Genomic DNA, 12,449 nt, shown 5'->3' with positions numbered 1-12,449 from the left:
GCTTATTTTGGTTTTTTCCTTGGATAGTTTTAGTCCTCTTTCAGATAACCACTTTTCGGTGATTTCCTTAGCGTTCGCCGCATCTTCCTCGCTTTCTGTTAGGATTACGAAGTCATCAGCAAAGCGGACGTAAGTCCTAGGTGTCACGTTGTACCATCCTCCACCATCTTTCTTCCTTTTGTCTCTACTCCATCTGTATTTGATTCCCAATTCTTTTTCTAATCCGTGGAGGGCTATATTGGCCAATAATGGGCTAATTATTCCACCTTGGGGGGTTCCTTCCTCTGTATTGTAGAATACGTCTTTGTAGACATATCCTGCTTTAAGCCACTCTTTAATAAGATGTGTTGCTGGGAAGCTTCCAATGGTTTCTAGGAGTGGTTCGTGGGCGATATTATCAAAACATCCTGAGATGTCTGCGTCTAAGACCCACCATTTCCTGTTCTTTTCACCACATATGTTTTGGAATATCCTTTGTCTAGCATCATGGGCACTTCTTCCTGGCCTGAAACCGTATGATACGGGTTCAAATCTGGCTTCCCATGTAGGCTCTAATGCATTCTTGACGATTGCCTGTAGGCATCTATCCGTCATGCTAGGGATTCCTAATGGCCTTTGTTTTCCGTTGGATTTGGGTATGTAGATGCGTTTTGTTGGGATTGGCTTCCATGCTTTGTAAGTGGTGAGGGCATCGACCATTTCGCCTCTTTCCTTGGGATTAAGTTTTGCCTGTCCATCTATCCCTGGGGTTTTTTTTCCACCATTTATCTGGGTAGCCTGTCTGACGGAAGTAAGGATATTGGAGTAGCTGCGGAGCATTAACCTCTGCAACTTGTTTACCTTTTTCCAGTTGCCTTCACGTGTCGCTTTGAAAATTCTACGTCTAAGTTTCCTAACCATCCGGTAGGCATTTTTCCAGTCTATGGAGTGCCAATTGGTGGTTTGCTCAGTTACGATACCGTCCCCCGAAGGTTTCGATTCTATCTTTTCCATATACAATTAGGGAATCAAAACGTATTTTTTCCTTGGCTCGGAATTAGTTCTGAAATTCAGCACTCTGCACGAGTTGAGGGATTTCCCTCTATCCAACCAGTTATGACCTTCCGGCTTTCCTGTTTCCTTTCGGTTGTTGGCTTTCGCTTGGTTCAGTCTTTTACCGGGCCCAGAGTTAGACCTCCTCTTACGATTTGGCTACCAATATCAATCGACCTAGATATTGGACTCAACCTCGGCTTACCCGGTTACACACATAGAAGATACGAATCTCAGGTTGCCGTCTCTACACCGAGTCCGTTTGTGATTCTGATTGCCCCATCAAGGCGAGGCTAATCCTGGAGCTATTACCTCCATTGTCGTTTTGGCAGAGGTATTGTTTATTACGGTGCCTTATATCAACGGTTCCTACTCGTCAACCTTTTGATTCTTTCCCTGCCTCTGTTCACCTTCTCGACATTCTGGTTTCCTTTGGCTTTACCCTCTAGCTGTGAAACCCATTGATTCGGGAGTAACCTAGTTTTCACCGAGTTATCCATCTCAATACGCTCCTTTGGGTGGGAACTTGGCCTGAATCCTGACCGTGGAAAGGCTCTTACCCCTTTCGCTTCTATGAGCGCCTTCATCGGTCGCCCCTTGATTGTAAGCATAGCAAAACTAAGGCTTTCAAGAAACTCCTGGTCGAGATGCCAGGATCGCCTAGAAAGATTTGTGGCAGGCTTGACTCCAATTGCTGATGACCACTTCTCCCTCAGGCAACAATAAATTGCACCTTGACTGTTTTATGCGGGTTTATCCTGATTTATGACGGTTTAAGAGTATCTCTACAGTTCAAACTTCCTTCGGCAAATAGGTACATCATCCTGTTATTGTGCAACACCAGTAAGGCAGAAGCATAATCCCATTACTAATTTAGAGATTTATGAGGAGTTATCGATTCTCTAGCGGCAGCACTCACCCAATCAACGAAAAAAGTCAAAAAGACAAAACAAACCAGCGTCACGCCCACACTGCGATAATCAAAGCTGCTCAGTTGTTCGGTCAACAACACCCCTAATCCTCCAGCCCCAACTAATCCTACAATGACTGTCTCCCGCATACATACCTCCCAGCGATAGAAAATATAAGCCAGAAAACGAGGTAAATTCATCGGGAATATCCCATAGAGAAACAAGAGTGCTCCTGGAGTTCCTTGTGCTTTTAAGGCTTCTAAGGGAGGCTTTTCCAAATTTTCATTGATTTCTGCCATCAACCTGCCAAGGATGCCAAGATTATGCAATCCTAGGGCGATCGCACCAGGTAACACTCCCGGAAACATGACAAACATCACCACTAATGCCCAAATTGGGGCAGGAATAGCTCTGCCAAACATTAGTATGATCCTGGTGAATACTAGGATAGACCAGCCTTGTAAGGCAGCTAATCGGGAAGCTTTTGGACTGGGATTGAGCAATCCCCCTGGTAGCAAAAAATTATGGGCTGCCGGAAAAGACAGAACAATCCCTACAAGACCAGAACCAGCACTGGCCAGGACAGACATAACTAGAGTTTGTAGTGATAACTTCCACAGCTGCGACAAGGGCACAGCCTTAAAATCGAGGGGAAATGATGCTTGGGCAATGTCACCCAAGAGTTTTTGAGTTCGGGGAGACCAAAACTTGCTCACATCAGGACTGACATACAAAAACCCCAAACAGCACAAGGCCACTAAAATTAAAACTACTGTCAAATTAATCCGGCGGCGCAAGATGACACTACTGATGTCAATTACAGCACTTAATAAAACTAGGGCATAGAAAAATGTCCATAGTTGTTCGTAACGCAGAGACTGTAAACTCAGCAAGATCTCATAGCCCAACCCACCAGCCCCAACCAGCCCCAGTACAGTAGCTGAACGAATGGAACACTCAAAGCGATAGAGGGTGTAGGACAGGAGATTTGAAAAGGCTTGCGGAATGATACTGTAAAGAAAGGCCATCAAGGGGGACACGCCACTACTGAGTAATGCCATCAAAGCACCCCGGGGCGTTTCATCCAGAATTTCTGAGAAGACCTTCGCGACTATTGCCCCATAGGGAATGGCGATGGCCATAATGGCCGCCAGAGGATCTAAACCCCAGATACTGACAAAAAAAATGCCCCAGATCATCTCATGAATTGCTCTGGGGAAGGCCAGCAGTCCCCGAATTCCCAGCCAGATGGGTTGTCGCAGAGTCCAGTGAGGCAAGACTGTCAACCACCAAACCTGGGAGGTGATAACTCCTGCCACCACGCCGAGCAAGATACTCAGAAAAGTGCCACAGGCGGCATAAGCTAGGGTCGTGAGGGTAGCCTTCAGGGTCAGCTGCAGAAACTCAGGACTCACTTCGGGGTGCCAACTCGCCCGCAAGAATCGCAATAGTTGGTAAAATCCTCCCACATTAACAAGATCTTGCTCAAAGATACCAGCTTTAACAACCGCCATCCCGATAAAAATGACAAAACAAATTGCCCACAGCAGGCTGCGATTCAGTAATGGTGGACGAGATAAACTTTGAGTCATCTAAGTTATTGCAACGGATTTTAATAGTATTTTGCTTTCAAGGGAACAGGGAACATAAAACGGGTAACAGGGAACACAAATATAGATTTATATAATACCATAACACCCGAAAAATAGAGGTTAATAGACGAAACAAACGAAATAAATGGTAGTGTAAATATGTAATAAATTAGCTTGACTGTAGTCAAAATTTATGCAATTAATATAACTAATTTGGTCACGCTAATATCGTTTATAAAATTATTTTTTAAAAATGATAATTTTTCACACGTTTAATTTTATTTATTTGACTCGATTAAAGATTATTTGGAGATTTCTAATGTGTCTTAAACTTTACTTCGAATGCTATATAAGTTTAGACGGAAATGTTCCTAAAAATTTCAAACTATACATTCATCAGATCAGTCTCTGTAGCATATAATTTGTCGATCATGCTCTGAGACAAAACCCCTGGAGGAACATCAAAGACAATCTTTCCCCGTTGCAATCCCACCAAGCGATCGCAATGACTGCAGGCGAATTCGATAGAATGCAGACTAGTTACTAATGTCTTTCCCCCGGTTTCACTTATCTCCTTTAGCAAATCCATAATTTCCCGACTCATTTGCCTGTCCAGGTTAGAAATCGGTTCATCAGCAAGAATCACGTCAGGATTTTGCACCAGCACTCTAGCTAAGGCAACCCGTTGTTGCTGTCCTCCAGACAGTTCCTCGGTTGGTGCATAAAGCTTTTCGGGAATTCCTACCTGATCTAAAGCCTTGAGAGCAGTGTCTACCTCTTGGGGAAACAATAAAGAAATAAGAGCTTTCATCAATGACCAGCGTCCTAAATGACCGGCATTAACGTTATGAATCACCCGGAGGTTATTGACTAGATTGAACTGTTGGTAAACGGTGCCAAGGCGACGCTGCACCTGACGCAATTGGCGCGGGGAGATTCTAGCTAGATTACGACCTAAGACCCAGACTTCTCCTTGACTGGGGAGTAAGATGCCATTGAGCAGGCGCATCAAGGTACTTTTACCTGCACCACTCGCCCCCACTAGGGCAACTCGTTCCCCAGGATAAATCTTGAGGTTAAGGTTAGTCAATGCCCGAAACTGGCCAAATTGCTGGGATACCTGTTTGAGTTCAAAGATAGGAATTTTAGTCATTGGTGATTAGTGATAAGCTCTTCAGCATTTGGCGTTGCTTAATATTGGAATGATTTTAAAAGTTTTTAGGTGCGCTTTCCGCATCTAATTATTAAATTCGCCACGGGTCGCACCTGTGGAATGGGCATCTTGCCTGTTCGGCGATCTTTTCTGGCTGGCAGGATGCCCACCCTACTCCTATTCAGCGCGAAGACTGACGCAACGCCACCTAAATTGCTCAAAGGTAACAGGGAACAGCGGATAAAGGAACGGGGAATAGCCAATTTAAATGTAGATCAGCTTATTTACTTAATCTTGCCAATTTTCCGTCCAATTTTCTCAATTTGGGCATAGTTGTCATTTTTTGTAGAAATAAATTTAGTAGCTCCAAATAAGTCAAGAATTTCTTTTTGCTCGGGAACATTAGGATCTAGCTTTAACAAGGCGGCTTGAACCCGCTCGACAAAATCATCCCCGTAGCGTTCTTTGACTTTAGGATTAATCACCCAGTGATAATCATAGTAAGCTGGAGTTCGCCAAATCAACTCTACTTTTTTTAAGTCCACATTCCCAGCTGCAACGCGACTCTTCCAGACCTGTTCGTTCAAGGCTCCTACCTTGTAGCTCCCTGCCTCAACCAATTGAATGGTGGCATCGTGGGATTTGGAAAACCCAACTTCACCTTTAAAATCGTCTAAGGTTACCCCTGCTTGTTCGAGAAAATACTGGGGCATCAAGCGTCCAGAGGTAGATGACTCACTGCCAAAAGTTAAGGTATGACCTTTCAAAACTTTTAAATCTTTAATATCCTTAATGGGTTTGAGCCCGCTGCTTTTATTGGCGATAAAAACGGTGTGAAATTCAGCATCAATATCCCGTTGAGCGATCGCTTCAGCCTCTTCTACCTGTAACCGTGCTTGAACCCCAGTCAGTCCACCAAACCAGACCAGATCCAAGTCCCCCACCCGAAAAGCTGTTACCGCTGCTGCATAGTCAATCACAGGCTTGTATTCTACCGGAACCTTTAATTCTGCTTCTAGGTAAGCTGCAAGCTTGCCGTAGAGTCGCTGTAACTTTTCAGGATCTTGATCGGGGATTGCTCCAGTGGTAAAAGATTGAACCTGAGCCCCATTTCCAGACGAGGATGTAGAATCGGAGCTAGGGGAACAGGCAGTAACCGGTAGTAATAGGACTAAAAGAAAACCTAGTAAGATTTTTTTGTTCATTGTTTTCTTCCTTGATCATCAAACTGTGAAGATTATACTTTGGCTAAGGTAAAAATTGAATTTTTTTTATCCCAGATTTCGCCGATCAAGTTGTAGTATTAAAGTAATACGCTAATAATTCTGTGTAGCTTGGCGATTTTTTTTCCCTATAAATAGTTAATTTGGCGCTATCGATGTTTGATCAGCCACAGATAAAGCCTGATTATTACCTATGACACTGTCAAGTCTGGGATGTGGGTTTTATTGAAGCAAAATTAGATAAACTGAAGACAGCTTTTTCAATTTTTTCAACGGGTCTCATGCAGCCAGCTCCTCAACCGATCACCACAGATTTAGTCTTAGTTGGTGGTGGTCACAGCCATGCGATCGCTCTCAAAAAGTTTGCCATGAAACCTCTGCCTGGTGTCCGTATAACCCTGATTACCGACAATGCCCACACCCCCTATTCGGGAATGCTACCAGGTCATGTTGCCGGTTTTTACACCTACGATGAAGCTCACATCGACTTGCGTCGTCTGGCGGTGTTTTCCAAAGCCCAGTTATATTTAGACCAAGCGATTGGTCTGGAGTTAACTGAAAAGAAAGTAATTTGTGCCAATCATCCCCCTGTTGCCTTTGATTATTTATCCATTGATATTGGCAGTACGCCAGCAAGGGTTGGAACACCTGGTGCAGCTAAGTATGCGATTCCTGCAAAACCGGTTCCCCTGTTTTTGGCAGCCTGGGAGCAAATCGCTGCCCAGGTGGAACACAATCCCATGGGCCCTCTCACCTTGGGTATTGTTGGGGGTGGAGCTGGTGGAGTAGAACTGGCCCTGAACATGCAAGCAAAATTGCATCAAATTTTAACCGATGCTGGTCAACCGACGGAGAAGTTACAAATTCATTTATTCCATCGAGGTACTCAACTGTTACCCCAGCACAATCGTTGGGTCCGGGGTCACTTAGAAAAAATTTTATTCCAACGAGGAATTAGAATCCATTTAAGGGAAGAAGTGAGTCAAATATCTGCTGATGCCGATCAATCCCAACCCCTCAAGGTGATCTGTGACTCTGGCTTAAAAGTTGAATGCCACCATGTCTTTTGGGTGACTCAAGCCTCGGCTCCCAGTTGGATTAAAGCCTCAGGACTAGCCACTGATGAGCGCGGGTTCATTCTCGTTGCCGATACCTTACAGTCGATTTCCCATCCCCATGTCTTTGCTACTGGAGATATTGCCACCATGCAAAACTACCAGCGGCCTAAAGCTGGGGTATTTGCTGTTCGTCAGGGAAAACCATTATTTGAAAACCTGCGACGGATTGTCTTAGGCCAAAAACTGCTCCCTTACCATCCCCAGGCTCGATATTTAAGTTTAATTGGCACGGGGGACAAACAAGCGATCGCTTCTTGGTCATTTTTGGAGTGGCGCTCACCGCTGCTGTGGCTATGGAAAGACCAAATTGACCGCAAATTCATGGATAAGTTTGACGATTTACCGTCAATGGAAGCGGAAGAACCAAGCAGTAGGGGAGATCAAGAGTCCAAAAGACAAGAAGACAATCTCTCCAGTTCCCTGTTGCCATCACCGATTAGCAAACCCAAAATGCACTGTGCAGGCTGTGGTTCAAAGGTGGGTAGTACAATCCTAGAAAAGGTGATCAAACGGCTGCCGATCATGGGAGGAGCCGATATTATGATTGGATTGGGGGACCCAGATGACGCAGCTGTTTTGCAAGTGCCAGCCGGTCAACTGCTGGTACAGACAGTCGATTATTTTCGTAGCTTGATCGATGACCCCTATATCTTCGGTCAAGTTGCCAGCAATCACTGTTTGAGTGACATTTTTGCCATGGGAGCAACCCCTCAAAGTGCCTTAGCCATCGTCACCATTCCCTACGGGACAGACGAAAAGATCGAGGAAACCCTCTATCAATTGATGTCGGGAGCCAATAAAATCCTCCAAGACTGTCAGAGTCCCTTAATTGGTGGTCACACCACTGAAGGCGCGGAATTAGCCTTTGGTCTGTCCTGCAACGGGCTAGTTAATCCCGACCAACTTTTGCGCAAAAGTGGGATGAAACCTGGGCAAGTGTTGATGCTAACCAAAGCTATTGGTACAGGAACACTGTTTGCAGCTGATATGCGCTACCAAGCTAAAGGTCGCTGGATTGAGCAGGCCCTTGAATCCATGTTGCTCTCCAATCAAACTGCTGCCCAAGTCCTTCTTGAATCCGGCGCAACAGCCTGCACTGACATTACTGGATTTGGGCTGTTCGGACACCTTTTAGATATGGTAAAAGCCTCCCAAGTGGGAGTTGAATTAGACTTAGATGCCATACCGATTTTGCCAGGAGCCATAGAAACCGTGGAAGCAGGAATTACCAGTTCCCTACACCCTCAAAATTTACGACTAGCCATCTACATCAATAATGCTACCCAGGTTGGTGATTTAGCCAAATACCAGTTGTTATTTGACCCTCAAACCTCTGGTGGACTCCTGGCTGCTATTCCAGCTGAAAACGTTGATGAATGTATCAAGAAGTTGAAAACATTTGGCCACAAACAAAGCTCCTTGATTGGTAGGGTTATTCCTGCTCCGGAAACTATGCCAATTACCCTGAGGAATGTAGAATTGGGAATTGAGAATTGAGAATTGAGAATTGAGAATTGAGAATGCAGTATTGGGCATCTTGCCTGTCCTTAGTTCTTTGTGGAATGGGCGTCTCGCCCGTCCAAAACATGCAAGTTAAATGTCGAACAGCTTAGGTGGGCAAAAATGGGCGATTTATCAGTCTAATCCTTAAAGATATTCATTTTGCCCACCCTACTAGCTTTGATTACTTGTGGGATAGACATTTTACCTGTCCTTGCCCACCCTACTAGCTCTGCTTTTGCAGATTTTGTTCAAAGCTGTAAATCATCAGCAGTCCCCCAAGTTGCACCATTAATTGTGCCATTGTTACCATGACTTGTACGATCAGAAACGGTATTGCCACTCCCTTCGTTCAAAGGCCAATATCCCTCTAGTCCTGGTTCATTCCCGATCAAACGGCGGGATATATCCTTTTGGATTTCTGCCTGAGTACGAGTCACTCCCCAAAGCCTAACTTCAGCAATCTTACCCTTAAAAAGATGGGTTTCATTGTTATCGTTATATCTGCCAATTGCTAAATCATTTTCGGGCTTGTAATCAATACCAGAAGATTCTAGAGCTCGATTTGCTTTTTCTACTCCATCTACATAGACCTTCATTTCTTTACCATCGTAAGTTCCAGCAATATGATGCCATTGATTTAATGTAAGGCTATTGCTTTTACTATTCAAATAAATAATTTTTTGAGATGAGGTTTTCAAAGCAAAAAATATCCCGCTTTTCCCATTGAGTAAGAGACCGTATCCACTCTTAGCAGCACCTGTATCAAAAACATTGGAAATAATACCAGCCTCTCTAACTTGGGCTTCACAATAAACCCAAGCTTCTAGGGTGATCTCTTTGGCAATTTTAAATTCAGGCTGATTTCCCAAATCGATATAATCATCCTGACCATCAAACGTGAGAACGGCCTGTTTGGATGACACATTGGAAGACACAGAAGATGCCGAGGGTCTTTTCCTACTATTTGCATCTTCATCATAATAGCGACCAGTATCTACATTTTCTAGTACCCCCAAAGCATCGGGAACCAGCACGGCGGCGGAAAAGTAAAGGGTGACGAGGTAGGAGGCGATCGCTTTCTGGTCAATGCCCATCAACCGCACAGAGACACCTGGAATCTCTTCATGTTCGCCAATCAAACCTGTTTTACGTAGCCCTACAACTCCTTGCTGCGCTTCACCCACGCGCATCAGCAGAATATTGGATTTGCCTTTGGCGTCCACAGCAAGTTTGTTACTGGCAATAATGGGAACTCCACGCCAGGTGATAAAGGGCGATCCAAACAAGTTCACTGTGGCTGGGGGAACCCCACGACGAGTGCATTCCCGACCAAAGGCGGCGATCGCCTTGGGGTGAGCCAAGAAAAAGGCTGGTTGTTTCCACACCTTAGCCAGGAGTTCATCAAAATCATCTGGGGTAGGGGGGCCTGTGCGCGTTGAGAGTCGCATGGAAGGATCCGCCCTGTGGAGTAACCCAAAGGCTCGGTCTGGATCACCATTGCCATCGTTGTTGACAATTTCCCATTCCTTGCGCTCCCTTAGCCCTTCAATAGTCAAGCGCAACTGCTCTTGCAACTGATCTCTGGCATTGCTGTAGAGGTCACTGACCCGGGTATGCACCCGCACAATCGTTTGAGCCACCCTTAACGGATATTCCGGCGGATCATCGTCGTAGTCAACAAAGGTTTGGGTGAGGGTGGGTTCCCCTTCGTGACAACTTAAGATGTCAATGTTCTTTTCTCCGTCATCGTTTGCGGCAAAACCCTCTGAAATCCTGACATCCCGTCGGTTGACACGGTAAGTCCCCCCTGATACTTCAACCCAAGGCAATAGCTGGAGCAACCAGCGTGGTGAAATGGCCCGCATTTGCGGCGGGGATTTGGTGGTACAGGCTAGTTTCTTGGCTGCACGAACACTTAAACTCTGTTGTGGCTGCTCCGATGTGTAAACCATGGGATGGGTTCTCTTAAACGATTAGGGTTTTTATATTGAGTTTTAAGCTCGCAACGCATCTAATTTGTATAAACAACAATCATCAGTTTCTTGTGGGATGGGCGAGATGCCCATCCGAAACATACAAGTTAAATACGCAACAGCTTAAGATAACTGGTGTTTTGCTTTTTTAATTGCTGCGATCAGCTTATCTACTTCTCCAAAGGTGTTGTAAAAGGCTAAGGATGGGCGCACAGTGCTAGTCAACCCAAACCGTTTCAGGGTGGGTTGGGCGCAATGATGTCCAGCACGTACGGCAATGCCTTCACTATCCAAGAATTTCCCCATATCCTCTGAAGAAATATTCTTAAGGGTAAACGACAACGTACTGACCTTATCCGGCGCTGTACCAATCTGGCGCAATCCTGGAATAGCTGCCATTGCCGCTGTGGCATAGGCCATCAATGCTTCTTCATGTTTAGCCGCCGCTTCAAAACCAATTTGATTGAGATAGTCAATGGCTGCCCCTAAACCTACAGCTGCTGCCAGGTTGCCGGTACCTGCTTCAAATTTAGCTGGAATGTCGTTAAAGGTGGTTTTTTCAAAGGAAACAGACTCAATCATGTTGCCACCGCCTTGCCAGGGGGGCATCTCTTTGAGTAAAGCTGCCTTGCCATAGAGAGCACCAATGCCAGTGGGGCCAAAGAGCTTGTGACCGGAGAAAACATAAAAGTCAGCCCCCAGGTCTTGAACATTGGTTCGGAAATGGGGAACCGATTGAGCCCCATCGACCACCACCGTAGCACCATGGCGATGAGCCATAGCTGCCATGGTTTTGATGGGCAGCACCGTTCCCAAGACATTGGAAACATGACTCAGAGCAACGATACGGGTGCGATCGCTGAGCAGTTTTTGATATTCCTCCAGTAGGATTTGCCCTTGATCACTAATAGGAGCAACCTTTAACACAGCTCCTTTCTCTTGGGCTAGCATCTGCCAGGGCACAATGTTAGAGTGGTGCTCTAAGGTAGTGAGCAAAATCTCATCCCCAGCTTTAACATGCTTGCGACCATAGGTTTGCGCCACCAGATTAATCCCTTCGGTCGTACCCCGTACAAAGACAATTTCCTTGGCTAAACTTGCGCCCAGAAACCGTTGAATTTTCTCCCGAGCGTCTTCGTAGGCATTGGTAGAGCGCGCCGCTAGGGTATGAGCCCCTCGGTGTACATTGGAATTATCCTGCTCGTAGAACTGGGATAGAGTATCGATCACGCTCTGGGGTTTTTGACTGGTGGCCGCATTATCCATCCAGATCAGTGGCTTGCCATGAACCTGCTGGTGCAGAATTGGGAAGTCTCGCCGTACCGCTTCCACATCAAAGCCATCCTGGGGCAGTTGCGAGGTTTGTTGCTCAGTGGAAGGCTTGGATGAAGTTGACTCCGCCGGTTTTGAGTCTGGCAAAAAGTAAAACTTAGGTGTGCTTCCAGGGGGCAGGGGCACCGCTGCTGGAGGTTCGGTTAGAGACTGATGCAGATCTGCTTCACTCAGAGGAATGCGACCAACCCCTTCCTCTAAAATGCTCAGGAACTCGGCACCGGGTAGCATCTCAACCTGAGGTAGAGCCTCGCTGGTGCTCCGTCCCCCAAGTTGTTTGAGGTTTTGGATTTCCCCTTCCCCTTGACCTTGTAGCTCACGGCTTTGGGTTTCTATTACCCCTCCGAGTTGTTCGGGAGCCACCATGTTGCTACCGGATGGGTCACCAGCAGGTAGCGTAGAGGCAGCAGAGGTCATGGTTGGAGACAGATTTGGCAAAAAGTAATAATCGGGGGAACTTTCATCAAATAAAGACGCAGGTTGGGAAGAAGCCGGTGTTTTCCCCTGGATATCAGGAGAGGATTGTTGGCCCACTGCACCAGCTTGTTCAGGGTTTAGCACCGTTTTAGCTTTTGGTTCAACCTCCGATCCTACCTGTTCAGGGTTCTGCAA

The 12,449-nt window shown here is 45.9% G+C and carries 7 protein-coding genes and 1 pseudogene; 1 reads left to right on the top strand and 7 read right to left on the bottom strand.

What is annotated here, in order from left to right; all coding sequences use genetic code 11:
• The 4 genes from F6K57_RS20390 to F6K57_RS20375 all read right to left on the bottom strand — a co-directional run.
• Positions 1–993 (bottom strand): reverse transcriptase domain-containing protein (locus F6K57_RS20390; RefSeq protein ID WP_293070281.1); only part of this gene is annotated, 993 nt, incomplete at its 3' end.
• A 907-nt stretch (positions 994–1,900) separates the two neighbouring features.
• On the bottom strand, positions 1,901–3,535 hold the full coding sequence (locus F6K57_RS20385; RefSeq protein WP_293070279.1) for an ABC transporter permease subunit: 1,635 nt from the start codon (positions 3,533–3,535) through the stop codon (positions 1,901–1,903).
• A 385-nt stretch (positions 3,536–3,920) separates the two neighbouring features.
• Positions 3,921–4,688, bottom strand: coding sequence for an ATP-binding cassette domain-containing protein (locus F6K57_RS20380; RefSeq protein WP_293021574.1), 768 nt, complete (start codon positions 4,686–4,688; stop codon positions 3,921–3,923).
• A gap of 284 nt (positions 4,689–4,972) precedes the next feature.
• Entirely contained in the window at positions 4,973–5,893 is a 921-nt protein-coding gene (locus F6K57_RS20375; RefSeq protein WP_070391728.1) for a putative selenate ABC transporter substrate-binding protein, read from the bottom strand.
• 299 nt (positions 5,894–6,192) lie between these two features.
• On the opposite strand from F6K57_RS20375, the gene selD reads away from it, so the two are divergent.
• A complete protein-coding gene (gene selD / locus F6K57_RS20370) occupies positions 6,193–8,526 on the top strand; it encodes a selenide, water dikinase SelD (protein WP_293026121.1) in 2,334 nt (777 codons plus the stop codon).
• A 254-nt stretch (positions 8,527–8,780) separates the two neighbouring features.
• On the opposite strand, the gene F6K57_RS20365 is transcribed toward selD, so the two are convergent.
• The 3 genes and pseudogenes from F6K57_RS20365 to F6K57_RS20355 all read right to left on the bottom strand — a co-directional run bounded on the left by F6K57_RS20365 (position 8,781) and on the right by F6K57_RS20355 (position 11,858).
• Positions 8,781–9,455 carry a LamG domain-containing protein gene (locus F6K57_RS20365; protein WP_293043618.1) on the bottom strand — a complete coding sequence of 225 codons (675 nt, stop codon included), beginning with the start codon at positions 9,453–9,455 and terminating at the stop codon, positions 8,781–8,783.
• 54 nt (positions 9,456–9,509) lie between these two features.
• Positions 9,510–10,484, bottom strand: a pseudogene (locus F6K57_RS20360) (family 2B encapsulin nanocompartment shell protein); the annotation flags it as partial.
• Positions 10,485–10,628: 144 nt separating this feature from the next.
• Positions 10,629–11,858 carry a cysteine desulfurase gene (locus F6K57_RS20355; protein ID WP_293070285.1) on the bottom strand — a complete coding sequence of 410 codons (1,230 nt, stop codon included), beginning with the start codon at positions 11,856–11,858 and terminating at the stop codon, positions 10,629–10,631.
• Positions 11,859–12,449: the final 591 nt, after the last annotated feature.

The sequence above is a fragment of the Moorena sp. SIO4A5 genome, from assembly GCF_010672005.1.
Taxonomy (GTDB): Bacteria; Cyanobacteriota; Cyanobacteriia; order Cyanobacteriales; family Coleofasciculaceae; genus Moorena.
This window is presented reverse-complemented; position numbering and strand designations above follow the sequence as displayed.

Coding starts and splice junctions, on each gene's coding strand:
- F6K57_RS20380 (WP_293021574.1), bottom strand. CDS start 4,688: ATGACTAAAATTCCTATCTTTGAACTCAAACAGGTATCCCAGCAATTT.
- selD (WP_293026121.1), top strand. CDS start 6,193: ATGCAGCCAGCTCCTCAACCGATCACCACAGATTTAGTCTTAGTTGGT.
- F6K57_RS20375 (WP_070391728.1), bottom strand. CDS start 5,893: ATGAACAAAAAAATCTTACTAGGTTTTCTTTTAGTCCTATTACTACCG.
- F6K57_RS20385 (WP_293070279.1), bottom strand. CDS start 3,535: ATGACTCAAAGTTTATCTCGTCCACCATTACTGAATCGCAGCCTGCTG.